Here is a 26,065-nt window from a genome sequence, read left to right as displayed (position 1 = left end):
GAAATATGGGAGGAGCACGCACATGGTCAAACAGTCCTTGACGAGACTGGGTGTCGCAGTCGGCGGTCTTGCACTGTCGTTGACCGCTGGTGCCGGGATCGCAGCCGCTGACCCCGACTATGGTCCGATGATCAACACGACCTGCACGTACGAACAGGCGGTCGCCGCGCTACGCGCGCAGAACCCGATGTTCGCGACGTACCTGGAGCAGTCGCCCCCGAACGTGGCGTTCCTGCATCAGTACGTCAATTCGACGCCGGATCAGCGGGTGGCACTGCTGCACAAGGTGGAGCACAACCAGGGCGCGCAGCAGGCTTTTCCGATCTTCCAGCAGATGTTCACCACCTGCAATAACTTCTGATCGGTAGATTTGCGGCGAATCTGTTGCGCCGCAAAGTTCTTCGTTGCTGACCGATAGATCCGGTCACGTCGGCTCGGTGGTGCCAACTCCATCTGGCTAGAGTTCGACAGTTGATGGCAAAGCTGAGAGATCTCCCGCCGCCGGCGGCACGTGCGACCGTGAAGAACGTCGCAGCCCGACTGCTGTGCGGAGTCGGGCTGGCGTCGTTATCCCGGCGCCGCCACCGCGATCTGCTTGCGATCCTGATGTTCCACGGCGTCGAGGACCGGCCACTGTCGCCGCCCTGCTGGCACGTGCTCGACTCGGCGCGGTTCCGCCGCCAACTGGAATACCTCGGCGAGCACTTCACTGTGCTCCCGCTCGAAGAGGCGCTCGACCGGCTGGCGGCCGCGACGCTGCCGCCGCGCGCCGTGGCGATCACCTTCGACGACGGCACCCGCAACCTCGCCACGAACGCGGTCCCGGTGCTGCGCGAGCTGCGGTTGCCCGCGGCGGTGTTCCTGGCAACCGGGCCCATCGGCACCGCCGAAACCCTGTGGCCGGACCGCCTGTGGCTGGCCTTGGCCCGCAGCTCCGCAACCGAGGTCGACCTGGGCGCGCTGGGGCTGGCCGCTCGCCCGCTCGCCGGCGCCGCCGACCGCGGCCGGGCCTATACGGCTGCCGTGGGCCGATTGAAAGACCTCGCCGACGCACAACGCATCGCGATACTCGACGACATTCTCGCCGCGCTGGGTCACGACGACAGCGACGACGGCGGTCCGTTCCGCATGCTGTCGTGGGACGAAGCGCGTGAGCTGGCCGGCGACGGTCTGGTGACGCTGTACCCCCATTCGGTCACCCACCCTATCCTCGCCCGCTGCGACGACCACAAGGTCGAGCGGGAGATCACGGATTCCTGCACGGCACTGGAGCGTGAAACAGGCCGAGCACCAAAGGTTTTCGCCTACCCCAACGGCCGGTCGCAGGATTTCGACGACCGCGCCAAGGCCGTGCTGCACCGCCGCGGGGTGCGCTGGGCGTTGTCGACGAGAGCGGGATTCGCCGACCGTCGCTGCGATCCGCTGGCCCTCCCGCGGCTGGCGGTGGGCAGCGATGCGTCGTTCGACTACTTCCGGCTCATGGTCTCCGGTGGACTGCCGCGCCGCTACGGCGGCGCCGCCGGCTGAGCGACCCGCCCGTCGCCGCCGCGGCCAGCCACACGTCGTGCAGTCCGTCGCGCCAGCGGGCGACGTCGAAGTCCCGGGCCCGCACGTGCGCGGCGGCGGCCAGGCGGTCGCGCAGCTCGGTGTCGACGACGAGGGACTGCAGCGCCGCGGCCAGCTGAGCGGCGTCGCCGAATTGCACAATGACGCCGTTCACCCCGTCGGTGACCACCTCCGGTATCGCCCCGACCGCGGTGGTCACGGGCGCCACGCCGTGGGCCATCGCCTCCAGCAACGCCATCGGAAGGCCCTCGCTGTAGCTGGGCAAGACGAAGACCGCCGATTCGACCAGCAGCCGGTCCCGCTCGGCGGGGCCCACCCAGCCGATCACGTCGATGGTGTCGTCGAGGGCGTTGGCGCGGACGAACTCGCGGACCTGGCCCACTTCCCCGTCGCCGGCCAGCGTCACCCGCAGGCCGGCTCGAATCTTGCTGGGCAGCATGCCGATTGCGCGGGCCAGGTCGTAACTGCCCTTGTTGGTGCCCAGCCTGCCCAGCGCCACCACCCCCAGCGGCCACCCGGTTCGCGGCTCCGGCGCGTCGGCCGGCAGGACCACCGGGTTGTAAAGCACCCGGACCCGGGCTTCGTTGACCCCCAGGCCTCGGCAGAACCGCTCGAGATGGCAGCGGCCCAGCACCACCGAGTAGTCGGCGCGCAAGCCCGCCCGCACGGCCCGGCGCTGCGGCCCGGGCAGCCCGTCGAGCCATCCGAAGAAATCGGAGCTGTGGCAATGGACGATCGTCGGGACGCCACGTAGCCGCGCGACGAACAGCGGCACGGACTTGCGGACCACGCTGCCACGCAACGAATAGTGCACATGCAGGACGTCGACGAAGCCGAACAGCACCAGCGCGGACGCCTTGAGCATCCCCGAGATGCCCGTCCACAACTGCGCCGCCGGGGAGTCGTCGACATAGGTGGGCACCAGGCGCACACGGAACCGTTCGTCGGCGTCCTCGATGAGCAGCCGCATCATCGTGGCCATGCCGCCGCGGCTGTTGGGGCCGGCGGGCGCGTTCCCGACCGTGAGCACGCGAAGCGGAGCGCGAGCCGGGGCCGCGTCCGTCACCGGACTCTCGACCGGCGCGCTCTCACCGACCCCGCTTCTGGCATCGGACGGCCTCCTCGCCTACCGCGCTAACGCCCTACCTCCCGCGAAGGATAACCACACGTCGCGAAAGGGCGACCCGCGGGAGGGCGCGCGCACGGGACGGGCCCGCGAAATCGCGGGCCCGATGCGGCGGCCGAAGCCGTGTGGGTCTTTACAGCGGGTCGTTGTCCATGTCCGGGCAGAATGCCAAAACCGCCGCGGCCGCGATCACATTTGCTTGGCCGCTCGTGTAGCCGAGGTTCTGGATCCGTTTCAGCGCTTCATCTCCCGGCAGGCTGTTGCGCAGTTCCTGGCACAGCGTCGTGCCGATCTGGACGATCTTGTCCTGGTTGGCGTAGCTGATATGGTGCGAATTGATCGTGTTCAGGTAATCCGACGTGCTGTCAGCATGGGCAACCCGCGGCGCGGCGCACATCACTGCGGAGATGGCGGCGACCGATGCCAGAACCGATTTCATGCGCGCAGCGTAAAACGAAGGCCTTACGAATCGGTGAACGGCGACTGAACGGCTGGGCCGTCGGCGGCCAACAAAATGACCTCTTCCACCTGATGACAGGGCCTTTTCGACCGACCTGGCAGTCTTGACCACCGGGAGACAAAGGCACCGACGCGTGGCCACTGCAAACGTGGCCCACCGGGTCGGTGCGGGCTGTTGCCTACACTCGCCGGCCCGCCGGTGTTGCATGCTTTCATGGGCTGCGAGTCGAGGGTGGCCGCAGCGAATGCCGCCGGGTGAGGGGAATCAGGTAAAGCCGTGAAATTCGTGGTTGCCAGCTACGGCAGTCGTGGCGACGTCGAGCCCTTCGCCGCCGTGGTCCGAGAACTGCTCACCCGCGGACACGACGTGCGCCTGGCCGTGCCGCCGATGATGGTCGGCTTCGTCGAGTCGGCGGGTATCGCCTCGGTGCCCTTCGGATCCGATGCACCATCGGCCACGGTGATGGGCGACGTGCTGCGCAACATCAGACAGGCGTGGGTCGAGTGGGGCGCCTCGCTCAAAGCGCTCGCCGACGGGGCCGACCTGCTCCTGACCGGTAAGAACGAGCAGGGGTTTGCCGCCAATGTCGCCGATTACTACGGCATTCCGCACGCGGCGCTGCACTTCTTTCCGGGCGACCACGCCAGCCTCGGCGGTGTGATGGGAACCCTGGCCAAGCGGGCCGAGCAGACTCAGCGCCGCGAACTCGGCCTGCCGGACGCCGCCGAGCCCGTGCCCGAATCGCTGGAAATCCAAGCCTACGAAGAGTTTTGCTTTCCCGGCGCGGCGACCGAATGGGCGGAACACGGCCGCCGCCGGCCCTTCGTGGGGGCGCTGACGCTGGAGTTGCCGGTCGATGCCGACGCCGAGGTCTTGTCGTGGATCGCCGCGGGAACGCCGCCGATCTACTTCGGATTCGGCAGCGGACTGAAGTTGCCCTCCCCCGCCGAGACGGTCGCCGTGATCGCCGCGGCCACGGCGCAGCTGGGCGAGCGGGCGTTGGTCTGCAGCGGCCCGGACAACTTGTCGCAGCTGGCCCTGCCCGACCATGTCAAGGTCGTGCGCGCGGTCAACCACGCGGCGGTGTTCCCGGCCTGTCGGGCGGTGGTCCACCACGGCGGTGCCGGGACGACGGCCGCGGGCCTGCGCGCCGGAGTTCCCACGCTGGTGCTGTGGCTTTCGGTCGACGATCAACCGGTGTGGGCGCAGGCCGTCGACCGGCTCGGAGTCGGCTTCGGCCGCGGCTTCTGGTCCAGCACACTGGACTTACTCGTCGCCGACCTGCGCTCGCTCCTTGTCGACGAACGCGCCGCCCGGGCGCGCGAGGTGGCCGCGACGATGACCAAGCCCGCCGAAAGCGCCGCCCGCGCCGCCGATCTACTGGAAGAGGCCGCGCGGGCGGGACGCTGATCGCCGCGCGGAGGTCAGCCCCGGCGAAATCGCTCGCGCAGCTGCGGGTCGTGCTCCCACCACAGTCCCGACGGCGCGGTGTCGTCGCTTTCGGCGGCCTGCGCGGCCGTGTCCAGCTCGGCGTCCACCCGAATGGCGTGCGCCCGCTCGTCGCGGGACAGGGCACGCATCAACAGCAGCACGAACGGTAACCCGACGACGTCCCCGAGAATCCACAACACACCTGCGCCGATGGTCTGGTCAAGCCGCTGATCGGGTCCCCAATCCCGATGCAGCGCAGAATAATACGTCGCGGCGATCAACGAGCCCTGCCAGATGACCAATCCCAGCAGCCCGTCGCCGAGGGCTTCCCCGACGCTGATCAGCAGCGAGATGAGCTGAGAGTACCTGTGCGGCACCGGGTCCGCCTGCAGGCGGGCATAGAAATAACCGAACCCTATGACCACCAACAGGATTCGGGTGGGCGCCCCGACCCACTCGTCGTCGAGGGCCGCGGTGTACCAGGGCGTCAGGTAAAGCAGCCACGGCGTGGCGAGCATCGCCAGCGAGGTCGTCAGCGGGTGCGCCGAAACCCGGGCCAGCGTGCTGCTCAGCAGCCGATCGAACCGCTTCCGGCCCTCGGGACCCAGCGCACCGCTGACGACGGTGAGCGGCTTGCCCTGCGCCAGGAAGAACGGCACCACGTAGAGCAGCAGGAGCACCTGCAGCGCCCGCACCCAGAACAACACGTAGGCGTAGGCGCCGATCGCGCCGATCGTGGCCAGCGCCCACAGCGCCATCCCTACACCAAAGCAGGAGGCCTGCACCGGGGTTGCCGGGTGCTCGTGGCCCCGGCCGCGGCGATAGCACCACGTGTAAGCGACGGTCACCATCACGATCATGACCGCGGAGGTCAGATCCGGCTGCCAGGTCGCAACCAGGCTGCCCGCGGTGAGCGGTCCGGGATAGGCGCGCATGGCCACCAGCCTATTGCGCCGCTGCGTCGCCGATCAGGCAGCGACCGGGTCGGCGCTCAGGGGGTGTCCTCCGGCTTGGGGCCGCGGCCCTCGCCGGTCAGGTACTTCGGGCAATAGGCGTTGGCCGCGATCGCGGTGAACCTGGCGGCGCCGTTTCCGCTGAATCCCGGATTGCGCAGCTGCAGGTTGTTGACGATGTTCGTGTCCGTCTCGCCGCTGTCGACCAACTCGCACACCGTCTTGGCGGCCGAAATCGCGGCCGCCGGGTCCTGGTAGTTCAGCCCGGCCTGGCGGAGCTGGGCCAGGAAATCGGCATCCACGGCGGGGTCCGGGGTGGGCGTCGGGCTGGGGGTCGGGTCGGCGTACACCGGCCCGGCCAGCGCAATTGCGGTAGCGACGCCGAACAGCGTCAGTAAACGCCTCATAGGTTCCCGATTCTTTCAGAGTCGCCGAAGGCACGCATCCCCCTGGCCGGTGCGCGACGCCGGTGCGGATGGTGTTGGGTAGATCGACGTGGCCGCCATTATCGTTCTCGACGTCTTCGTCGGCATCATCGCCGTGGTGGCGCTGATCGCCACCTGGAATCAGCTGCGGGCTCGGCTCAATCAACCAGGCGCCCGGGGCGTCGTCATCGCGGTCGACCAGCTTGCGCCGCGGCGCAAGAACATCGCCCGCGTCCAGGTCACCCTGCGAATGGTGGGCCCGGCCGTGCGCTACGAGGTCGCCCTCGACCTGGAAGCCGACGGCAACCGATACGAGGCGTCGACACCCAAGCCGGCGACGCGTCCGTCGATGGGCTGCGACGACGAGGAGATGTCGTGGGGTTTCGAGATCGCCGACGACGAGCTCGACAGCGTCTGGGTGATCGCGTCCTGGATCGACGCGCGCCGGGCCCGGCTGCGAATGGCAGCTCTCGCAATGAATCTGAGCACCCTGGAGACCTACGAGTGGAAGTGGGCCGCCGATTGGCGCCTGTCGGCCGCCGGCCACTGGCGCAGGCGACGGGTGACGACGACACCCCCACGCACCCTGCCGGGGATGGGTCCGCTGGAGTTGGGCCGCCCACCCGGCCGCGGACGGTTGGCTCAGGTCGCCGCCGAGACCGCCACGGACGCCGACGAATAGTGGGCTGTCAGCCGTTGTTCACGGGCACGGCAGGCGCGGGAGACGCGGCGGGCGCGGGCGGCAGCTTGTTGGGGCAGTACGCGCTGGCCGCCAGCGCGGTGAACTTGGCCGCGTTCTCCTGGACGAGTCCGGGGTTTTCGGCCTCGACGGTCTTGACGACGTCGGCCATCTGCTCGCCGCCGTTGACGGTTTGACACACCCACTTGGCTGCCGAAATCACCTTGCCCGGGTCTTTGTACGTGACGCCGGAGGCCTGCAACGCGGCGAGGAATTGGTCGTCGGCCGGGTCGGCGGCCGCCGGCGCGGCCGTGCCGATCATCGCGGCGAGGCCCAGCAGCAGCAGAAGACGCTTCATAGTCCACAGATCGTCGCAGAGCGACGCCGGGCGCGCATCTCTTCGCAGGACTTGACCATGGCGACCCCGGCGGCGACCGAGCCCGCCGACCCCTCCCGCCGGCGGCGGCGCGTGTGCGATCATGCGAAGGTCCCCTGCAAGGACGCATAGGAGGCGCAGACGTGGCGAAGAGACACCGCTGGTTGATCGTCTTGTCAACCCTCCTGATCGCCGCCGCCAGCGTCACCGCGACCGGCGTCGCCGCGCCCAGCGCGCGGGCCGGGGACGCTCCGATCGGCCACATCGGCGACACCCTGCGAGTGGACACGGGAACCTACATCGCGGACGTGACGGTCAGCAGCGTCGCCCCCTGCGACCCGCCGCCGGGATTCGGCTACACCCGCAGCGGCGTCCCGATCAAGAGTTTCCCCGGCAGCACGCCCAACCGCGCCGACATCACCGTGCGCGCCGTGCGGGTGCCCAACCCGTACATCATGGCGACCAACTTCAGCTTCGACGGCGTCACGCCGTATGGCGACGCGTACAAGCCGCGGGCAACCGATGCCCCCGACGCGCTGGACAACGTGCTCGTCAATGCGCCTAACGGAGCGATCGTGCGCGGCGGCGTCTATTGGGACGCCTACCGCGACCCGGTCTCCAATGTGGTTCTGCTGGACAAGAAGACGGGCCAGCACCTCGCGCAATGGAACCTGTGACGGGGACCGTCCGCCTCGCCTCCCCGGATTCCGTCGACACCGATGAGCTGGCCGCCGTCGCCGCGCGCACCTTTCCGTTGGCGTGCCCGCCCTCGATAGCGCGGGAGAACGTCGCATCCTTCATCGACACCAACCTTTCGGCCGCGCGGTTCGCCGAGTATCTGACCGACCCCGACCGGGTGATCCTGACCGCGCAGCACGACGACCGGATCGTCGGTTACACCATGGTGGTCAACGGCGTCGGCGACGACCCCGACGTGGCGCGCGCCGTCGATGTCCGCCCGACGGCGGAGCTGTCAAAGATGTACGTAGTGCCCGACTTTCACGGCGGCGGGTTGTCGGCAATGCTGATGAAGCACGCCGTGGGCGCCGTCGCCGACTGGCACGTCCGCAGCATGTGGCTGGGCGTCAACCAGGAAAACGTTCGAGCGCAACGCTTTTACACCAAGCACGGATTCAGGATCAGCGGCACCAGAACCTTTCGGGTCGGCGCCGACCTGCGCGAGCACGACTACGTCATGGTTCGCGAGCTGAGCTAGCCGCGGCGCTCAACGCCAACAGCCGAGACGTCGCGCGCAGGTACTTCTTCCGGTAACCACCGGCCAGCATCTCGGCGCCGAAAACGGTGTCCAGCTTGGCCCCGGAGGCCACCACAGGAATGCCAGCGTCGTACAGCCGATCCGTCAGCGATACCAGCCGCAGCGCGACGTTCTGGTCATCGATGCCGTGCACGCCGGTCAAGAACACGGCGGTCACCCCCTCGATCAGGCTCAGATACCGTGACGGGTGCATCGTCGCCAGATGCGCGCACAGCGCGTCGAAGTCGTCCAGCGTCGCCCCCGGCACGCCCGCGGCCCGCGCGACCACCTCCTTATCGGTGGGCGGCGGGGGCGCCGGCGGCAGGCCACGATGGCGGTAGTCGGGGCCGTCGATGCGCACGGTGGTGAAAATGCTTGCCAGCGTGTTGATTTCGCGTAGGAAGTCCTGGGCCGCGAAGCGGCCCTCGCCGAGCTGCTCGGGAAGCGTGTTCGAGGTGGCCGCCAGCGACACCCCGCGCTCGACCAGCGCCGCGAGCATCCGCGAAATCAGCGTGGTGTTGCCCGGGTCGTCGAGTTCGAATTCGTCGATGCACACCACGGTGTAGTCGGCCAACAGGTCGATGCATTCGACGAAGCCGAACACCCCCGCGAGCTGGGTCAGCTCGCCAAAGGTGGCGAACGCCTTGGGCGTTGGCGGCCGCGGCCCGTCGCCGGGCAGCTGATAGTAAGCCGACGCCAGCAGGTGGGTCTTGCCCACACCGAACCCGCCGTCCAGGTACAGCCCGACGCCGGGCAACACCTGGCGCTTACCGAACGGCTTTCGCCGGCCCGCCCTGCGCCGCACGGCCTGCTCGCAGAACTCCCGGCACGCCGCGACCGCGGCGGCCTGCGACGGTTCGGCCGGGTCGGGACGGTAGCTCGCAAAACTCACGTCGGCGAACGTCGGTGGCGGTTTCAGTTGGGCGATCAGCCGTTCCGGTGACACGGTCGGATGCCGATCGACCAGACGCCCCACGCGGCCCCCGTGCATGCAGGAACTGTAACGGCGTGCTGCAATCAACCTCATGCCCGACTCTGCGGCCGGCAGCGGCCCCGAGACCCCACTGACGCTGCTCGGGTCGGCGCGCCAACTCGATGACGGCGAGCTCCCCCAGCTCTACGCATATCCGGAACAGGACCAGCCCTGGGTGCGGGCGAACTTCATCACCAGCATCGACGGCGGAGCCACCGCGGACGGCAAAACCGGGACCATGGCGGGGCCGGGCGACCGGCTCATCTTCCACCTGCTGCGCGAGCTCGCCGACGTCATCGTGGTCGGCGCGGGCACCGTACGCATCGAGGGCTATTCCGGGGCGCAGCTCGGCGTCGCGCCACGCCAGCACCGGCAGGCCCGGGGACAGACCGAAGTCCCGCAACTGGCGATCGTCACCAAATCGGCTCGCCTGGACCGCGACATGCCGGTGTTCACCCGGACCGAGGTGCCGCCCCTGGTGCTCACCTGCACCGCCGCCGCGGCCGGCGCCGGCCGCCTGCTCGCCGACCTGGCCGAGGTGGTCGACTGTTCCGGCGAGGACCCCGGCGAGGTCGACGAGGCCGCCCTGCTGACGATCCTCGCGTCGCGCGGCATGCATCGCATCCTCACCGAGGGCGGGCCGATGCTGCTGGGCGCGTTCGTGCAACGCGACCTGCTCGATGAGCTGTGTCTCACCATCGCGCCCTACATCGTCGGCGGCCTGGCCCGCCGCATCGCGACCGGCCCGGGGCAACTGCTGACCCGCATGCATTGCTCCCACGTCCTGACCGACGACGCCGGCTACCTTTACACCCGATACGTGAAGGCCTGAAAAAGTCGAAGCTACTGTGGTCGCATGAGCCGGCACGCCACGTTCGCCACGATCCTCGTTGCGGTGACCGCGCTCGTCTCCGGCTGCGTCCCGGGCCTGGCCGCCGACCCGCGCTTCGCCACCGATTCCGGTGCCCGGCCGCAGGGCGTGGCCCCCAGCAAGCCCGCCCCGGTGGGGCCGCCGCCGATCGCCGCACCCAAGAACGACTTGTCCTGGCACGACTGCACGTCGAAGACGTTCACCGACGCCGGGGTTCGCCCGGCGCCCGACGTCCAGCTGGATTGCGCGAACTACGACGCCGACCTCGACCCGGTCAACGGCGGCAGCGGGACCGTGAACATCGGGGTGGTCCGCGCCAAATCGAACCGCACCCCCAAGGACGCCGGCCCCCTGGTCTTCACGACTGGCACCGATTTGCCGTCCTCGACGCAGCTGCCGGTGTGGCTGTCGCGGGCGGGTACCGACATGCTGCAAACCCACCCGATCGTCGCCGTCGACCGCCGCGGCATCGGCGCGTCGAGCCCGATCGACTGCCGGGACCGCACCGACCGCCAGACGATGCGGGATCAGGCGCAGTTCGAGACCGGCGACGACCCGGTCGCCAACCTTTCCGACGTCGCCAACACTGCGACCACGAACTGCACCGACGCCATCGCGCCGGGCTCCAGCGCCTACGACGACGCCCACGCCGCCTCCGACATCGAGCGGCTGCGCAGCCTGTGGGACGTGCCCGCGGTCGCGTTGGTCGGCATCGGCAACGGCGCGCAGGTCGCGCTGGCCTACGCCTCCTCGCGACCCAGCAAGGTCGCCAGGCTGATCCTCGACTCCCCGGTTGCCTTGGGCACCAACGCCGAAGCCGTTGCCGAGCAGCAGGTGAAGGGCCAGCAGGCCGCGCTCGACGCGTTCGCCGCGCAATGCATCGCGGTCAACTGCGCGCTGGGTCCCGACCCGAAGGGCGCCGTCAGCGCGCTGCTCGCCGACGCCCGCGCCGGCAAGGGACCCGGCGGCGCGTCGGTGGCCGAGGTCGCCAACGCCATCACCGTCGCCCTGGGCTTTCCCACCGGCGACCGCGTCGGCACCACCACGACCCTGGCCAACACGCTGGCCGCGGCCCGCTCCGGTGACACCAACCAGCTCAGCGCGCTGATCAACCGCGCCGCCGGCGCCCTGGACAGCGACGGCCAGTTCGTCAACGGCTGCAGCGACGCCGTCAACCGTCCCACCCCGGACCGGGTGCGCGAACTCGTCGTCGCCTGGGGGAAGCTCTACCCCCAGTTCGGCACCGTGGCCGCGCTCAACCTGGTCAAATGCGTGCACTGGCCGACCAATTCGCCGCCCCCGCCGCCCAAGGACCTCAAGATCGACGTCGTGTTGCTGGGCGTGCAGAGCGACCCGATCGTCGGATCCGAGGGCGTCGCGGCCACCGCAGCCACCGTCATCAACGCCACCGCGGCCAGCAAGCGGGTGATGTGGCAGGGCATCGGCCACGGCGCCAGCGTCTATTCGCCGTGCGCGATCCCGCCGCTGCTCGGTTATCTCGACAGCGGCAAGCTACCCACCACCGACACGTACTGTCCCGCCTGACACTTGAGCCCTTTCCGATTGCCCAGCTCCTCCTCCCCCGCCGCGCGGCCGCATCGTCGCCGGGCGAAGCTGCGGTGTACGGTGCGCTGGTGACGGCTGCTGACCCGACTCGATCCGGCTTGCGTGATCGGACCCTGGCCGCTTTTCGGCCGCCGACCGGCGCCCCGAAAACCGCGACCATCGTGCGGTCCGCGCTGTGGCCGGTGGCCATCATGTCGGTGTTGCACCGCAGCATCATCCTGTGCCTCAACGGCAACATCACCGACGACTTCAAGCCGGTCTATCGGGCCGTGCTGAACTTCCGGCACGGCTGGGACATCTACAACGAGCACTTCGACTACGTCGACCCGCACTACCTGTATCCGCCCGGCGGCACGCTGCTGATGGCGCCCTTCGGCTACCTGTCCTTCACGCCGTCGCGGTACCTGTTCATCGGAATCAACACGATCGCGATCCTGATCGCCTGGTATCTGCTGCTGCGGCTGTTCAAGTTCACGATCTCGTCGGTGGCCGCGCCCGCCCTGCTGCTGGGCATGTTCTGCACCGAGAGCGTGACCAGCACGCTGGTGTTCACCAACATCAACGGCTGCGTCCTGCTGGCCGAGGTGCTCTTCCTGCGCTGGCTGCTGGACGGCAAGGTGTCCCACCAGTGGTGGGCCGGGCTGGTGATCGGCCTGACGCTCACGCTCAAACCGGTGCTGGGCCCGCTGCTGTTGCTGCCGCTGCTGAACCGGCAGTGGCGCACGCTGGTGCCGGCGTTGGTGGTGCCCGTGGTCATCAATGCGATCGCGTGGCCGTTGGTCAGCGACCCGATGGACTTCGTCACCAAGACGGTGCCCTACTTCCTGGGCACCCGGGATTACTTCAACAGCTCGATCGAGGGCAACGGCGTGTACTTCGGCCTGCCCACCTGGCTGATCGTGTTCCTGCGACTCCTGTTTACGGTGTTGGCGATCGGCGCGCTGTGGCTGCTGTACCGCTACTACCGCACCCGCGACCCGCTGTTCTGGTACACCGGCTCGTCGGGCGTGCTGCTGCTGTGGTCGTTCCTGGTGTCGTCTCTGGCCCAGGGCTACTACTCGATGATGCTGTTCCCGTTCCTGATGACGGTGGTGCTGCCGAACTCGCTGATCCGCAATTGGCCGGCATGGCTGGGGATCTACGGCTTCATGGCGTTGGACGACTGGCTGATCTACCGGTACATGAGATACGGCCGCGCACTGCAGTACCTCAAGATCACCTACGGGTGGTCGCTGCTGCTGATCGTCGCTTTCACCGTGCTCTACTTCCGCTACCTCGACGCCAAGGCCGAGGGCCGGCTGGACAACGGGCTCGATCCGGCCTGGCTGGCGGCCGAGCGGGAGCGTGAGGCGATCGCCGCCGCGGCGCAGCCGGGCGCAGCGGGCCACCTGCATTAGGCGCGGTGATCGCCAGCGCGGCGCAGCCGGGCGCAGCGGGGAGCGGCGGGTCAACGCCTTTCGGGCTAGCGTGGAAGCATGACCTCCCCCGACACTCAGCCGAAGTTGCAGCTGTCTGACGACGAATGGCGCAAGAAGCTCACCCCCGAGGAGTTTCAGGTGCTACGCCGAGCCGGCACCGAGCGGCCGTTCACCGGTGAATACACCGACTCCAAGACCCAGGGCGTTTACGAGTGCCGCGCCTGCGGCGCTGAGCTGTTCCGCAGCACCGAAAAATTCGAGTCGCACTGCGGGTGGCCATCCTTCTTCGACCCGTCGAGCTCCGACGCGGTGATCCTGCGGCCCGACCACTCGTTCGGGACGACGCGCACCGAGGTGCTCTGCGCGAACTGCCACAGCCACCTCGGTCACGTGTTCTCCGGCGAGGGCTACCCGACGCCCACAGATCAGCGGTACTGCATCAACTCGATCTCGTTGCGCCTGGTTCCCGACGAGCACTAGCCAGCGCGGCCGGGGCAAGGCTCAGCCGGGTCCCGACCCCGCGGCGTCTCCAAGCGCCCATGCCCGCAAGCCGGCGCCGGCCTCGAGTTGCACGTCGCGGGCGGTCAGCTCGTCGCCGCAGCGATCACAGACGAGGTGGATCTCAGCACTGCCGCCGCACTCGACATGCCGGTAGTGCGCGAACGGCCCGTCCGGCGCCAGATACTTGTCGCCCCAGGTGCGCAGCGCCATCAGCACCGGATACAGGTCCATGCCCTTGTCGGTGAGGCGGTATTCGTGACGCGTGCGCCGGGCGTCGCGATACGCCCGTCGCTCGAAAATCCCCGCGTCGACCAGTCGAGCCAGCCGCTCGGCCAGGACCGCTCGGCTCAGGCCCAACACCGAGTGGAAGTCCTCGAAGCGCCGCACACCCGCAAAGGCCTGCCGCAGCACGACCATCGTCCACCGGTCGCCGAGCAACCCGAGCGGCCGCAGGATCGAACACGGTTCCAGGTGGAGATCGTCGTGGCGCATGTCGCCAGCTTAGGCTATTGCGTTCAAAATCAGAACCCAGTTAGAGTGCGGGCATGGATGCAGCACTCGAAGCGTGGAAAGCCGGCGGTCGGCACTTCGACTACCTGGGATTCGACGTCTTCTACCGGATGGAAGGCGCCGGGCCCGCGCTGTTGTTGATTCACGGCTATCCGTTCAACTCTTGGGATTGGTCCTTCATCTGGCCGGCATTGACGTCGAAGTTCACCGTCATCGCCCCCGACATGCTGGGCATGGGCTTCTCCGACAAGCCAGTTGCCTACGGCTACTCCGTGCCTGACCATGCCGACATGCACGAGGCCCTGCTGGCGCGCCTCGGGGTGGACAGCGTGCACATCGTCACCCACGACATCGGCGACTCCGTTGCGCAAGAACTTCTGGCACGCCACGAAGCAGGAGCGACTTCGGCTACATTGCACATCCGCTCGATGACCTGGCTCAACGGCGGATTGTTCAACGAGGTCTATACGCCTCGACTCGCCCAGATCCTGTTGTCGCAGACCGGACTCGGCGCGGTCGCCAGCCGGTTCCGCAAAGTGGTGCTGTCCAGGCGCGTCCTCGAGCGCACGATCGACGAACTCTTCGGCGCCCAGACCAAGCCGTCACCCACGCTGCGACAGTAGTTCAACGAAATCCTGGAGTACAACGACGGCAAACGCGTCTCCCACAAGGTCGGACGGTTCATCAACGACCGCTTGACGCACCGCAACCGCTGGGTGCGCGCGATGCGGCAGACAGCCGTCCCAATGCGGTTGATCGACGGGCCGGCCGATCCCAATTCCGGCCGGCACATGGCCGAGCGGTACCGGCAGGTCATTCCCGACGCCGACGTGGTGATGCTGGACACCGACATCGGCCACTGGCCACAAATCGAAGCACCAGACGCCGTGCTCACCCATGTTCTCGACCACATTGCCTCCGCCACAACGCCCTCCGCAGGTGCCGGGGGTTAGCGCGTCGGCGGTCCGCCGCCGGGCTGACTGAACGCTTCCGCCGCCGCGTCGGCGGCAAGCTGCCCAGCGAGTGTTTCGCGAACGCTTCCTGACGTGCCCCATCAGCGACCACGTCAGGGTCCAGCTGCGACACCAGATCGGCATCGACAACATCGCATGGGAGGCCGACTACCCGTACTGCGCGGTCCGTCAGGGTAGCGAATTCACCAGCTGCTCGACGGCCACCCGCGGGCCGGTGAAGAACGGCGTCTCCTCGCGGGTGTGCCGGCGAGCGTCGGTGGCGCGCAGTTCCCGCATCAGGTCGACGATGCGGTGCAGTTCGGGCGCCTCGAAGGCCAGTAGCCACTCGTAGTCCCCCAGGGCGAACGCCGGGACCGTGTTGGCCCGGACATCCTTGTACTCGCGGGCGGCCATCCCGTGCTCGGCGAGCATCCGGCGGCGCTCCTCGTCGGGCAGCAGGTACCACTCGTAGGACCGCACGAACGGATAGACGCAGATGTAGGCGCCGGGCTCTTCGCCGGCCAGGAACGCGGGGATGTGGCTCTTGTTGAACTCCGCGGGGCGGTGCAGCGCCACGCTGCTCCACACCGGCAAGCTGACCTGCCCCAGCGAGGTAGTGCGGCGGAAGTCGGCGTAGGTCGCCTGCAGTGCCTCGACACGCTCGGCGTGCGTCCAGACCATGAAATCCGCGTCGGCGCGCAGACCCGCGACGTCGTAGAGACCGCGCACCACGACGCCGCGTTCCTCCTGCTGCTTGAAGAACCGGGTCGCGTCCTCGATCACGGCCTCGCGTTGCTCGCCGAGCGCGCCCGGCCGCACCGAGAACACCGAGAACATCAGGTAGCGAATCGTAGCGTTCAGCGCGTCGAAGTCGATCTTGGCCATGGGACCTATCGTGCCACTCCGGCGCCGGCGCCACCGGTGGCCCCGATCACGCGCTCGGCGGCGCGGCCGGCCGCCCCGATGCAGGCCGGCACCCCGATCCCGTCGAGGTAGCTGCCGGCCACGGCCAGCGTCGGCGGCAGGCCGGCGCGGATCTCGGCGACCAGGTCGGCGTGCCCCGGCCCGTACTGCGGCATCGCCTCGATCCAGCGCTGCATCCGGGCGTCGACGGGCTCGACCCGCAACCCGAACACCGTCGCCAGGTCGTCGGCCGCCCAGGCCAGCAGCTGCTCGTCGGTGGCGGTGACGGCCAGGTCGTCGCCGAACCGCCCAAACGACAGTCGCAGGAACTGCACGTCCCCCGGAATGCCCCATTTGCGCGATGACAACGTGATCGCCTTGGCGTGCAGGCGCTCACCGGACGCCACCAGCACGCCCGAGCACTCGGGAAACGCGGTGTCACCCGGCACGGCGAGCGCCAGCACCGCCGACGACGCGCTGGTGACCCGGCTCGCGGCCGCCGAACTGTCCGGCGCCACGGCGGAAATCAACCGCGCGACGCGCGGGGCGGGGATGGCCAGGATCGCGGCGTCTGCTTCCCAGGCCGTTCCGGCGTCATCGCGCAGCGACCAGCCCGAGCCCGCAGGCTCGATCCGCTGCACCGCGGCGCGCACCCACCGCGCCCGGCTGCGCTCGCGGAGTTCGTCGACCAGCACCTGGTAGCTACCATCGATCGCCCCGAACACCGGGGCGCTGCTGGCCGGCGGCGCTGCCGCACGCACCGCCTCGGTCAGGCTGGCCGCGCCGCGGTCGAGGGCGGCCGCCACGCCGGGGGCCGCGGCCCGCAGCCCGATCGTCGCCGCCGAGCCCGCGTACACCCCGCTCAGCAGCGGGTCCACCGAACGGGCCACCGCCTGCTCCCCGAAGCGCTCGCCGACCAGCTCGGCCACCGCAGGGTCGCTGCCCAGCGTCCAGCTCAGCGGGCGGGTGGGTTCGGTGTCGATCCACGCGACGGTCGCGTCGTCGACCAGCCCACCCATCGACGCCGCCGACGAGGGAATCCCCACGACGGTGGCCGGCGGCAGCGGGTGCAACGACTGCTGGCTGTAGATCAACGGCCGGACGCCGGTGGTGCCCAATTGGCGTTCCGACAGCCCCAATTCGGCCAGCAGGGCCGGCATCTCGGGGCGCCTGAGCACGAACGCCTCGGCACCCACGTCCATCGGACGCCCGGCCACCGGCTCGGTGCGCAGGATGCCGCCGAGCTTCTCATCCGGGTGCAACAGCGTGATGCTCGCGTCGTCGCCGGCCGCCTGACGCAGCCGGTAGGCTGCGGTCAAACCCGAAATACCACCGCCCACAACGCAATACGAGCGAGCACTCATAGCGAGTGGACCAGCGACACCAGGTCGGTCAGCACACCGGGGTCGGTCTCCGGCAGCACCCCGTGCCCCAGATTGAACACGTGGCCGCGGGCCCCGGCGTCCACCGCGCGTCGCCCGTCGTCGACGACGGCGCGCGCGGCACGCTCCACCGCCGGCCAGCCGGCCAGCAGCACGACGGGATCGAGGTTGCCCTGCAGCGCGGTGCCGGGCCGCACCCTAGCCGCGGCATCGGTGAGCGAGGTGCGCCAGTCCACGCCGACGGTTGTCGCGCCCGCTTCGCTCATCGCACCCAGCAGCTCGGCGGTCCCGACCCCGAAATGCGTCATCGGTATGCGGTATTCGGCCAGGGTGGCGAAGACCCGCGCGCTGTGCGGCAACACGTATTGGCGGTAATCGGCCAGCGACAGCGTCCCGGCCCACGAGTCGAACACCTGGATGGCGTCGATCCCGGCCTCGATCTGGCCACGCAGAAACGCGACGGTCAGATCGGCCAGCTTCGACATCAGCGCGTGCCAGCTCGCCGGCTCGGACAGCATCATGGTCTTGGTGCGGGCGTGATTCCGGCTGGGGCCGCCCTCGACGAGATAGGACGCCAGGGTAAACGGCGCACCGGCGAAACCGATCAGCGGCACCTCGCCCAGCGCGTCGACGAGCAGCGCCACCGCCTCGCTCACCGGCTGAATTGCCTGTGCCTCAAGCGGTTTCATCGCATCGATGTCGGCGTCGGTGCGGATCGGGTGGGCGATCACCGGCCCGACGTCGGCGACGATGTCCAGATCTATGCCCGCAGCGCGCAGCGGTACCACGATGTCGGAGAACAGGATCGCGGCGTCGACGTCGTGACGCCGGATGGGCTGCAGGGTGATCTCGCAGACGACCTCCGGCTGCAAGCACGCCGCCAGCATGCTGTGTCGTTCGCGCAACTTGCGGTACTCGGGCAGCGAACGGCCGGCCTGCCGCATGAACCACACCGGCACCCGGTGGGGTTTGCGACCGGCCAGCGCGGCCAGGTACGGCGACTCGGGCAGCTTACGGCGGGCACGCACAGGGGTGTTCATCAGCCTCAATGCTGCCACGAGTGCCGATCGGCGCTTGCGTAACATCGGTCCCGTGCCGATCAGCTACGACGAATTCCCGAGCCTCCGCTTTGAACTCGGTGATAACGGCGTCCTCGAGGTGGTGCTCGACTCCCCCGGACTGAATTCGGTCGGGCCGCAGATGCACCGTGACCTCGCCGACGTCTGGCCGGCGATCGATCGCGACCCGGCCGTGCGTGCCGTCCTGGTCCGCGGCGAGGGCAAGGCGTTCTCCTCCGGCGGCAGCTTCGACCTGATCGACGAGACCATCAACGACTACGAGGGCCGGATCCGCATCATGCGGGAGGCCCGTGATCTGGTGCTCAACCTGGTCAACTTCGACAAGCCGGTGGTCTCGGCGATCCGCGGCCCGGCCGTCGGCGCCGGGCTGGTGGTGGCGCTGCTGGCCGACATCTCGGTCGCGGGCCGCACCGCCAAGCTCATCGACGGGCACACCAAGCTCGGCGTCGCGGCGGGCGACCACGCCACGATCTGCTGGCCGCTGCTGGTCGGCATGGCCAAGGCCAAGTTCTACCTGCTGACCTGCGAGACGCTGCTCGGCGAGGAAGCCGAGCGGATCGGCCTGGTCTCGGCCTGCGTCGACGACGACGATGTGCTGGCGACCGCGACCCGGATCGCCGGCGACCTGGCGCAGGGCGCGCAAAACGCCATCCGCTGGACCAAACGCAGCCTGAATTCCTGGTACCGGATGTTCGCGCCCACCTTCGAAACCTCGCTTGGCCTGGAATTCCTCAGTTTCAGCGGCCCCGACGTCCAGGAGGGCCTGGCCGCGCACCGCGAGAAGCGCCCGGCCCGATTCACCGGCGGAACAGGCAGCTGAGCAGCGAGAACACCCGACTATGGAGACCGCGACAAGACCAGGTAACGGCTTGGTCGCGACCCGTTTGAAAACCGGCGCGCCTGTCGCGGCGGGTCGGGCGATGGGTCTAGCGTCGGACGCTGTGACCCGCGCATACGACGATGCGGAGCGGGAGCGACGAGGAGGAGCTGCGCCAGTGACTTCAGTCGAACCGGGCCCGTTCCGCGAGGCGGTGGCGGCGATGAATGCCGTCAACGCCCGGCCGGAGATCGAGTTGGGCCCGATCCGGCCGCCGCAGCGGCTGGCGCCCTTCAGCTACGCGCTGGGTGCCGAGGTCAAGCATCCCGACCTCGAGATCGTCCCCGAACGCTCCGAGGGCGACGCATTCGGCCGCCTGATCCTGCTCTACGACCCCGACGGCGCCGACGCCTGGGACGGCACCATCCGCCTGGTCGCCTACATCCAGGCCGACCTCGACTCGAGCGAGGCCGTCGACCCGCTACTGCCGGAAGTGGCGTGGAGCTGGCTGGTCGATGCGCTGGAATCGCGCACCGACCAGGTCACCGCCCTGGGCGGCACCGTCACCGCGACCACGTCGGTGCGCTACGGCGACATCTCCGGACCGCCGCGCGCCCACCAGCTCGAACTGCGGGCCTCGTGGACGGCGACCACCCCCGAGGTCGGGGTCCACGTCGAGGCATTCTGCGAAGTGCTGGAGCACGCCTCGGGCCTGCCGCCCGTCGGGGTCACCGACCTGGGCTCGCGGTCACGCGCCTGATATGGGCGAACCGGCGGCCGATGCGCCCGGCAGCACTGAACCCGAACCGATCCCGCTACTGCACCCCGCCGAGGGGGTGCCCGAGCTCGCGGTGACCGTCCGCGAGATCGCCGCGGCCGCGGAGTTGCTGGGCGGCGGGCACGGCTCGTTCGCGGTGGACGCCGAGCGGGCGTCGGGCTTCCGCTACTCCAATCGCGCGTACCTCATCCAGATCCGGCGGGCCGGCGCCGGCACTGTGCTCATCGACCCGGTCAGCCACGGCACCGATTCGCTGACCGCGCTGCGCCCGGTCGCCGAGGTGCTCAGCACCGACGAGTGGATCCTGCATTCCGCGGATCAGGATCTGCCGTGCCTGGCCGAGGTGGGCCTGCACCCACCGGCCCTCTACGACACCGAGCTGGCCGGGCGGCTGGGCGGCTTCGACCGGGTCAACCTCGCCACGATGGTCGAACGGCTGCTCGGCTTCGGGCTGGTCAAGGGCCACGGCGCGGCCGACTGGTCGAAGCGTCCGCTGCCCGGCGAATGGCTGAACTACGCGGCCCTCGACGTCGAGCTGCTGATCGAGCTGCGCGCCGCGATCGCCCAGGTTTTGGCCGATCAAGGCAAAGCCGATTGGGCCGCACAAGAATTCGAATACCTGCGGACCGCGGGCGCCCGGGAGGCGGTCCCGGCGGTGCGACGGGACCGCTGGCGGCGGACGTCGGGAATCCACAAGGTGCGCGACCGGCGCGGCCTGGCCGCGGTCCGCGAGCTGTGGCTGACCCGCGATGTCATCGCCCAGCGGCGCGACGTCGCCCCCCGCCGCATCCTGCCCGATTCGGCCATCATCGACGCCGCCCTCGCCGATCCGAAAACGGCGGAGGAACTGGTCAAGCTGCCGGTGTTCGGCGGGCGCAATCAGCGCCGCAGCGCGTCGGTGTGGCTGGGGGCGCTGCAGGCGGCCCGGGACAGCCGCAATCAGCCCGAGGACGCCGAACCGTTGAACGGGCCGCCGCCGGCGGCGCGGTGGAGCCGGCGCAAGCCCGAGGCCGCCGCACGGCTGGAGGCCGCCCGGGCCGGGCTGGCGGAGGTGTCGCAGCGGGTGGGGGTGCCGGCCGAGAACCTGATCTCCCCCGACCTGGTGCGGCGGTTGTGCTGGGACTGGGAACCGGCCGCAGACCCGGTCGCCGCCGTCGAGGACTTCCTGCGCGCCGGTCAGGCGCGACCGTGGCAGCGCGAACTCGTCGTCGGCGCGCTGGCCGAGGCGGTGCAGCCGCCTACCGACGCCCGCGACCGCCCGGACGTGGCCGGCACCTGAGTGTGCCGCAACGCCCTTCCATCGTCGAAGCCGGACGCGGACAGTATCAATAACTTGGGCAACTGTTGCCTATAGGAAGTTAGTGCGTCAGTCACCCCGTGAGCGCTGTTAGGCTCTTCTTACGACGCGAAGTCCCTACCCGCAGAAGGGTTCTCAACAATGGTCGTGGTGCCTTCCGAAATCGGCGGTCTTGTTGGCAGCCTGGCCGGCATCGGCAGAAACATCGCCGCCAAGGATTGGATCGCGACGGGAATCGGTGCGGGCGCGTTCGGCATGGAAACCACCAAGATCATCGTCAAGGGCATCGCCGAGCGCCGGATACAGGCCGAGATTTCGCAAGGCCTCGAAGCGCGAACCAATCCCTGGGCGGCGGAAGTACCGATCATCGAATGGGGCATCGTCGCTATCACCGTCTTCGAATACTCCCTGGGCCTTGGCGACGCCACCAAGGGAATCGAGTTCGACAACGGTCGTTCGAAGCTCGACGCGCCCATGAAGGACTTGAAGGCGGCCTTTCCGGACACCAGGTGGGAAGGCTCCGCGGCGGACGAATATGCCAATCAGAACCAGGCCCAGTTGGATCGCGTGACCATGATGCGGGACCAGGACAAGGCGATGATGGACATCCTGACCGCCGAAGTCGCCCAGCTCACCGAAATACGCCGCGCCATCGCCGGAATCAAGGACGGGCTCACCGGGTGTATCTTTGTCGCCCTGCTCATCAAGGCGTACGGCAGCGAAGCCTCGTGCTTGGTGTTTCAGAAAGTGGTCACCGCGGCCGCAATCACCGCCACGGTGAGCGCGATCGGCTACATGGAATTCTTTTCCGGCACCGAGACCAGGCCGAAGGTGAAGAAGGTGGTCGAGGAGTACGACAAAATCATCGCCGAAATGAAGAGTTATCTGCTTACTTCGCAAACGATTTCGTCGGCCCTCACGGCCACGGGGGCGAAGTCCACCGTCTCCGATTTCCGCACCGTGACCGGGCCGTCCGGGACACCCGGCGCACCCCCGCCGCCCGGCGTGCCCGCACCACCCCCGCCGGTTGCGGCCCCTCGCCTCGATCCGCCCACCGAGACGGGCCAGCCGATCGGTGGCACGCCGAGCGCGACCCGGCCGGCCGACCACGCCGAAACAATCTCGGGGCCAACACTCCTCACGAACCCGGTCCCACTGCAGCCCGCCTCGACCACTCGCCGCGGCAACGGCGCACCGGCCGAGGCCGACGAAGCCGCACGGCCGGCGAACGACCCGCGGGACGCCACCGTCGACGAGGGAGCCGAAGTCGCGGGTGCCGCCCCGGGCACCGGGGCCACGCAGCGTAGGCCCCTCGAGGTGGCGTCGCCCAAAACCCAGCAGGCCCAACCGATTAGCGATCGAGAAACCCGATGACAAATTTGAGCGTCACCTCGAAGTATCTCGTCGACGTCCTAGCGGCAGCGCAGGACGGAACCAGGGAGAATATCCGAGGATCCGCCGCAGCGGTCAACGGAGTCGGCGTCAACGTGTGGGTCAACCACGGCGTGTCCTGCGGGCTCGGCAACGACGCCGTCGTCGAGGTCGAGGTCCGCCGCGCCGAGGCGGCCGAGCTCATGGTCAAGGTCGCCACGAACCTCGCCGTCAAGCTGCGCGCGGCTGCCAAAGCCTACGAGGGCACCGACCACCGGGCCGCCCAGGAGCTGAACAAACAGGTAATTCCCGGCTGAGCAGACAGCCGACGGATCCCACGAAAGCAGGCACCGTGCCCGAGCATCAGAACGCAGACGACCGCGACGATCTTTTCGCCGCAATGGACTTCTCCGCGGCCGAGCAGCCCACCGACGGCTCCGACGCGTCGGCCGCCCTCGACTTCTCGCCGGCCGAGCCCGACGAGACGCCGGACATCCTGGCTGCCATCGACTCGCTCACGCACACTGCCGAGGAAGACGTGACGGAGGTCGTCCCGCTGTTCACGGTGACCAACCCGCCCGGGACGGTGTCGGTGTCGGCTCTGCGAGACGGCGGAATCGACCGGGTCGCGCTGTCGGGGACCGTGACGCGCATGACCGAATCACAGCTGGCCGAGGAGATACTCGTCATCGCGAGCCTGGCGGGACAACAGGGGCAAGCCGCGCAGCACGAGTTCCTGTGGGAGAACATGCGCGAGCTGGGGGCCGACGATCCCGATGCCCTGCACGACCTGCTGGAGAACGGCATGGCATTGGCGTCACCGGAGCAGGCCGCCGAGACACGGGCCCACGTGTTCGCCACCCGCTACGCGACCGGATAACCGTTCTCGCGGCGAGGGGCAACGTGCAAAACGTTGCCCCTCGTCTGCATCGCGGTCAGGACAGGCCGAGCGTCTCCATCATCGTTGCGGTGATGGAGCCCAGCGACTCGACCAGCCGCCGACACTCGGCGTCGTTGGCCGTATTCACGGCGGCCACCGCATTGCGCAACGCCCCGTTGACGCGCTGTTGGACCGTGTCGGGGCCCAACCGCAACAGGCCGTCTTGGATGTAGAGGTCCGTGAGCCTACGGCGCGCGTCCATGGTTACTTCGACGGTGTTGGATTCGTCTGCGGCCGTGAAGGTTTGGGTGTTCGTTCGATAGATCTGGTCGTCGAGGGCGGACTGCAGTTGCTGCCCGTAATCCAGCGTCTTGGTCATTTGCAGGTGACGGTGCGTTTCCATCGACGAGGTCCTTCGGGTCGGGGCTGTCCGTGCGCGGCATGAGTGCTCGCACAAATAATGCCCTTGATACATAGTTTCCTTGGTAATGATTATTAGTCTAATGCTGTATCCGCCCGGCCCGCCGCGCCTATTCGGCAACGGCAGCGCAGCGGGGCCTAGTCGAGGTGCTCGCGGATCTCCGTTTCGGACTCCGCACTGCCCAGCGCGGCGACCCAGCCGGTGATGCGGCGGGCCACGTCCTGGTCGGTGAGACCGAGATCGGCCAGCACCTCGCCGCGCGACGCGTGCTCGAAGAACTCCTGGGGCAGGCCGACGTCGCGGCACGGCACGTCGAGGTCCGCGCGCCGCAGCGCGGCCGACACCGCCGAGCCGACACCGCCGTTGACGCCGTTGTCCTCCAGCGTGACGACCACCTTGTGCTGTGCGGCCAGCTCGACGACGGCGTCGGATACCGGCAGCACCCAACGCGGGTCGATCACCGTCACGCCGATGCCCTGGGTGTGCAGCCGCTTGGCCACCGCCAGCGCCATCCGCGCGAACGCGCCGACCCCGACCAGCAGCACGTCGTGACTGGACCCGCCGGCCGGCACCGCGAGGACATCGACGCCCGACTGCCGTTTCACCGCTGGAATGTCTTCACCCACATCACCTTTGGGGAACCGTATCGCGGTGGGGCCGTCGTCGACGTCGAGCGCCTCGCCGAGTTCCTCGCGCAGCCGGGTGGCGTCGCGGGGTGCGGCCACCCGGATGCCGGGCACGATGCCGAGCAGCGACAGGTCCCACATGCCGTTGTGGCTGGGGCCGTCGGAACCGGTGACCCCGGCGCGGTCGAGCACCATGGTGACGGGCAGCTTGTGCAGGGCGACGTCCATCATGATCTGGTCGAACGCCCGGTTCAGGAACGTGGAGTAGATCGCCACCACCGGGTGCATACCACCCATCGCCAGCCCGGCCGCCGACGTCATCGCGTGCTGCTCGGCGATGCCGACGTCGAACAACCGATCCGGGAACCGCTGCCCGAACGGCGTCAGCCCCGTGGGGCCGGGCATCGCCGCCGTGATGGCCACGATGTCGCGTCGCTTGGCCGCGTACCCGATCAGCGCGTCGGAGAAGGTCGCCGTCCAACCCGGGCCCGCGATCTTGGTGGCCAGGCCGGTGACCGGATCGATCGGGACCGTCGAATGCATCTGCTCGGCCTCGTCGGCCTCGGCCGGGGCATAACCCATGCCCTTGCGCGTGACGACGTGCACGATCACCGGACCGCCGAAGCCACGGGCATGCCGCAGCGCGGCCTCGACCGCGCGTTCGTCGTGACCGTCGACCGGGCCCACGTACTTCAGTCCCAGGTCGGTGAACATCAGCTGCGGGGACAGCGAGTCCTTGATGCCCGCCTTGACGCTGTGCATGAAGCGGTAGGCGATCTTGCCGAAGAGCGGCATCGAGCGCACCACGTCGCGGCCCTTTTCCAGCACCTGTTCGTAGGCCGGCTGCAGCCGCAGCGACGCCAGGTGGTCGGCGACGCCGCCGATGGTCGGCGCGTAGCTGCGGCCGTTGTCGTTGACGACGATGATCACCGGGCGACCGGACGCGGCGATGTTGTTCAGCGCCTCCCAGCACATGCCGCCGGTCAGCGCGCCGTCGCCCACCACCGCGACGACGTGGCGGTTGCGGTGGCCGGTCAGCTCGAACGCCTTGGCCAGGCCGTCGGCATACGACAAGGCGGCGCTGGCGTGGCTGGACTCGACCCAGTCGTGCTCGCTCTCGGCGCGCGACGGATACCCCGACAACCCGCCCTTCTTGCGCAGGTTTTCGAAGTCTTGGCAGCGACCCGTCAGCATTTTGTGCACGTAGGCCTGGTGGCCGGTGTCGAAGATGATCGGATCGTGTGGGGAATCGAACACCCGATGCAGCGCCAGCGTCAGCTCGACGACGCCGAGATTCGGCCCCAGGTGCCCCCCGGTGGCAGCCACCTTGTGAATCAGGAACTCGCGAATCTCTGCCGCCAGGTCGCGTAGCTGCTGTTGGGAAAGGTGCTGCAGATCAGCGGGCCCACGGATCTGTTCGAGCATCCCGTCAGTCTACGCAGCGGGCG

The 26,065-nt window shown here is 68.8% G+C and carries 28 protein-coding genes and 1 pseudogene; 17 read left to right on the top strand and 12 right to left on the bottom strand.

Annotated elements, in window-relative coordinates:
- The first annotated feature begins 22 nt into the window (after positions 1-22).
- Complete coding sequence (locus MSG_RS09255; protein WP_096439006.1) at positions 23-361, top strand: hemophore-related protein; 339 nt, start codon at positions 23-25, stop codon at positions 359-361.
- A 113-nt stretch (positions 362-474) separates the two neighbouring features.
- On the top strand, positions 475-1,527 hold the full coding sequence (locus MSG_RS09250; RefSeq protein WP_096439004.1) for a polysaccharide deacetylase family protein: 1,053 nt from the start codon (positions 475-477) through the stop codon (positions 1,525-1,527).
- On the opposite strand, the gene MSG_RS09245 is transcribed toward MSG_RS09250, so the two are convergent.
- Entirely contained in the window at positions 1,478-2,632 is a 1,155-nt protein-coding gene (locus tag MSG_RS09245; RefSeq protein WP_096439002.1) for a glycosyltransferase family 4 protein, read from the bottom strand. The genes MSG_RS09250 and MSG_RS09245 overlap by 50 nt on opposite strands.
- Positions 2,633-2,825: 193 nt before the next feature.
- A complete protein-coding gene (locus MSG_RS25140; protein ID WP_162899180.1) occupies positions 2,826-3,131 on the bottom strand; it encodes a DUF732 domain-containing protein in 306 nt (101 codons plus the stop codon).
- Positions 3,132-3,428: 297 nt separating this feature from the next.
- Between MSG_RS25140 and MSG_RS09235 the strand changes: the two genes are divergently transcribed.
- Positions 3,429-4,562 carry a glycosyltransferase gene (locus MSG_RS09235; protein ID WP_096438999.1) on the top strand — a complete coding sequence of 378 codons (1,134 nt, stop codon included), beginning with the start codon at positions 3,429-3,431 and terminating at the stop codon, positions 4,560-4,562.
- Positions 4,563-4,576: 14 nt separating this feature from the next.
- Here MSG_RS09235 and MSG_RS09230 read toward each other — a convergent pair whose 3' ends face one another.
- Together MSG_RS09230 and MSG_RS09225 are read right to left on the bottom strand one after the other, a co-directional pair.
- Complete coding sequence (locus MSG_RS09230; RefSeq protein WP_096438997.1) at positions 4,577-5,518, bottom strand: cytochrome c oxidase assembly protein; 942 nt, start codon at positions 5,516-5,518, stop codon at positions 4,577-4,579.
- 56 nt (positions 5,519-5,574) lie between these two features.
- Complete coding sequence (locus MSG_RS09225) at positions 5,575-5,943, bottom strand: DUF732 domain-containing protein (RefSeq protein WP_096438995.1); 369 nt, start codon at positions 5,941-5,943, stop codon at positions 5,575-5,577.
- Positions 5,944-6,031: 88 nt separating this feature from the next.
- On the opposite strand from MSG_RS09225, the gene MSG_RS09220 reads away from it, so the two are divergent.
- Positions 6,032-6,643 carry a hypothetical protein gene (locus tag MSG_RS09220; RefSeq protein ID WP_096438993.1) on the top strand — a complete coding sequence of 204 codons (612 nt, stop codon included), beginning with the start codon at positions 6,032-6,034 and terminating at the stop codon, positions 6,641-6,643.
- Between the two features lie 7 nt (positions 6,644-6,650).
- On the opposite strand, the gene MSG_RS09215 is transcribed toward MSG_RS09220, so the two are convergent.
- Complete coding sequence (locus MSG_RS09215; protein ID WP_096438991.1) at positions 6,651-6,998, bottom strand: DUF732 domain-containing protein; 348 nt, start codon at positions 6,996-6,998, stop codon at positions 6,651-6,653.
- Between the two features lie 161 nt (positions 6,999-7,159).
- On the opposite strand from MSG_RS09215, the gene MSG_RS09210 reads away from it, so the two are divergent.
- Both MSG_RS09210 and MSG_RS09205 read left to right on the top strand, forming a co-directional pair.
- A complete protein-coding gene (locus tag MSG_RS09210) occupies positions 7,160-7,693 on the top strand; it encodes a hypothetical protein (RefSeq protein WP_096438990.1) in 534 nt (177 codons plus the stop codon).
- Positions 7,681-8,232 (top strand): GNAT family N-acetyltransferase, encoded by a 552-nt coding sequence (locus tag MSG_RS09205; RefSeq protein WP_096438988.1) that lies wholly within the window; start codon positions 7,681-7,683, stop codon positions 8,230-8,232. Before MSG_RS09210 ends, MSG_RS09205 begins: the two co-directional genes overlap by 13 nt.
- Here MSG_RS09205 and zapE read toward each other — a convergent pair.
- Positions 8,210-9,298: a cell division protein ZapE gene (gene zapE, locus MSG_RS09200; protein ID WP_096438986.1), complete on the bottom strand. Its 1,089-nt coding sequence runs from the start codon at positions 9,296-9,298 to the stop codon at positions 8,210-8,212. The two genes, MSG_RS09205 and zapE, sit on opposite strands and share 23 nt — an antisense overlap.
- Between zapE and MSG_RS09195 the strand changes: the two genes are divergently transcribed.
- The 4 genes from MSG_RS09195 to msrB all read left to right on the top strand — a co-directional run bounded on the left by MSG_RS09195 (position 9,297) and on the right by msrB (position 13,579).
- A complete protein-coding gene (locus MSG_RS09195; protein ID WP_096438984.1) occupies positions 9,297-10,076 on the top strand; it encodes a pyrimidine reductase family protein in 780 nt (259 codons plus the stop codon). The two genes, zapE and MSG_RS09195, sit on opposite strands and share 2 nt — an antisense overlap.
- A gap of 24 nt (positions 10,077-10,100) precedes the next feature.
- Positions 10,101-11,660, top strand: coding sequence for an alpha/beta hydrolase (locus tag MSG_RS09190; protein WP_096438982.1), 1,560 nt, complete (start codon positions 10,101-10,103; stop codon positions 11,658-11,660).
- Positions 11,661-11,734: 74 nt separating this feature from the next.
- On the top strand, positions 11,735-13,078 hold the full coding sequence (aftC, locus tag MSG_RS09185; protein ID WP_096438980.1) for an arabinofuranan 3-O-arabinosyltransferase: 1,344 nt from the start codon (positions 11,735-11,737) through the stop codon (positions 13,076-13,078).
- A gap of 78 nt (positions 13,079-13,156) precedes the next feature.
- Positions 13,157-13,579, top strand: coding sequence for a peptide-methionine (R)-S-oxide reductase MsrB (gene msrB, locus MSG_RS09180; protein WP_096438978.1), 423 nt, complete (start codon positions 13,157-13,159; stop codon positions 13,577-13,579).
- Positions 13,580-13,600: 21 nt separating this feature from the next.
- Here msrB and MSG_RS09175 read toward each other — a convergent pair whose 3' ends face one another.
- Positions 13,601-14,092 (bottom strand): winged helix-turn-helix transcriptional regulator, encoded by a 492-nt coding sequence (locus MSG_RS09175; RefSeq protein WP_096438976.1) that lies wholly within the window; start codon positions 14,090-14,092, stop codon positions 13,601-13,603.
- 53 nt (positions 14,093-14,145) lie between these two features.
- On the opposite strand from MSG_RS09175, the pseudogene MSG_RS09170 reads away from it, so the two are divergent.
- A pseudogene (locus MSG_RS09170) lies at positions 14,146-15,063 on the top strand (alpha/beta fold hydrolase).
- A gap of 189 nt (positions 15,064-15,252) precedes the next feature.
- On the opposite strand, the gene hemQ reads toward MSG_RS09170, so the two are convergent.
- The 3 genes from hemQ to hemE are packed head-to-tail and all read right to left on the bottom strand — an operon-like array spanning position 15,253 to position 18,376.
- A complete protein-coding gene (hemQ, locus tag MSG_RS09165) occupies positions 15,253-15,948 on the bottom strand; it encodes a hydrogen peroxide-dependent heme synthase (RefSeq protein WP_096438974.1) in 696 nt (231 codons plus the stop codon).
- 5 nt (positions 15,949-15,953) lie between these two features.
- The gene (locus MSG_RS09160; RefSeq protein ID WP_096438972.1) at positions 15,954-17,330 is read right to left on the bottom strand and encodes a protoporphyrinogen oxidase; all 1,377 of its coding nucleotides are present in this window, start codon (positions 17,328-17,330) and stop codon (positions 15,954-15,956) included.
- Positions 17,327-18,376, bottom strand: coding sequence for a uroporphyrinogen decarboxylase (hemE, locus tag MSG_RS09155; protein WP_096438970.1), 1,050 nt, complete (start codon positions 18,374-18,376; stop codon positions 17,327-17,329). Before hemE ends, MSG_RS09160 begins: the two co-directional genes overlap by 4 nt.
- Before the next feature lie 64 nt (positions 18,377-18,440).
- Here hemE and MSG_RS09150 point away from each other — a divergent pair, with 64 nt between their 5' ends.
- The 6 genes from MSG_RS09150 (at position 18,441) to MSG_RS09125 (ending at position 23,570) form a co-directional block, all read left to right on the top strand.
- Complete coding sequence (locus MSG_RS09150; RefSeq protein WP_096444276.1) at positions 18,441-19,247, top strand: enoyl-CoA hydratase/isomerase family protein; 807 nt, start codon at positions 18,441-18,443, stop codon at positions 19,245-19,247.
- A 121-nt stretch (positions 19,248-19,368) separates the two neighbouring features.
- Entirely contained in the window at positions 19,369-20,004 is a 636-nt protein-coding gene (locus MSG_RS09145) for a DUF3000 domain-containing protein (RefSeq protein ID WP_096444273.1), read from the top strand.
- A 1-nt stretch (position 20,005) separates the two neighbouring features.
- On the top strand, positions 20,006-21,301 hold the full coding sequence (locus MSG_RS09140) for an HRDC domain-containing protein (protein WP_096438968.1): 1,296 nt from the start codon (positions 20,006-20,008) through the stop codon (positions 21,299-21,301).
- A 168-nt stretch (positions 21,302-21,469) separates the two neighbouring features.
- Positions 21,470-22,693: an EspA/EspE family type VII secretion system effector gene (locus tag MSG_RS09135; protein ID WP_142404447.1), complete on the top strand. Its 1,224-nt coding sequence runs from the start codon at positions 21,470-21,472 to the stop codon at positions 22,691-22,693.
- Complete coding sequence (locus tag MSG_RS09130) at positions 22,690-23,007, top strand: type VII secretion target (protein WP_096438964.1); 318 nt, start codon at positions 22,690-22,692, stop codon at positions 23,005-23,007. Before MSG_RS09135 ends, MSG_RS09130 begins: the two co-directional genes overlap by 4 nt.
- A gap of 35 nt (positions 23,008-23,042) precedes the next feature.
- The gene (locus MSG_RS09125; protein WP_232011200.1) at positions 23,043-23,570 is read left to right on the top strand and encodes a YbaB/EbfC family DNA-binding protein; all 528 of its coding nucleotides are present in this window, start codon (positions 23,043-23,045) and stop codon (positions 23,568-23,570) included.
- Positions 23,571-23,625: 55 nt separating this feature from the next.
- Here the strand turns inward: MSG_RS09125 and MSG_RS09120 are convergent, their stop codons facing one another.
- Both MSG_RS09120 and dxs read right to left on the bottom strand, forming a co-directional pair.
- Positions 23,626-23,973, bottom strand: a complete 348-nt coding sequence (locus MSG_RS09120) for a YbaB/EbfC family nucleoid-associated protein (RefSeq protein ID WP_096438962.1) — start codon at positions 23,971-23,973, stop codon at positions 23,626-23,628.
- 155 nt (positions 23,974-24,128) lie between these two features.
- Positions 24,129-26,042: a 1-deoxy-D-xylulose-5-phosphate synthase gene (gene dxs, locus MSG_RS09115; RefSeq protein WP_096438960.1), complete on the bottom strand. Its 1,914-nt coding sequence runs from the start codon at positions 26,040-26,042 to the stop codon at positions 24,129-24,131.
- Positions 26,043-26,065 lie beyond the last annotated feature (23 nt).

The sequence above is a fragment of the Mycobacterium shigaense genome (assembly GCF_002356315.1).
Lineage (GTDB): Bacteria > Actinomycetota > Actinomycetes > Mycobacteriales > Mycobacteriaceae > Mycobacterium > Mycobacterium shigaense.
This window is presented reverse-complemented; position numbering and strand designations above follow the sequence as displayed.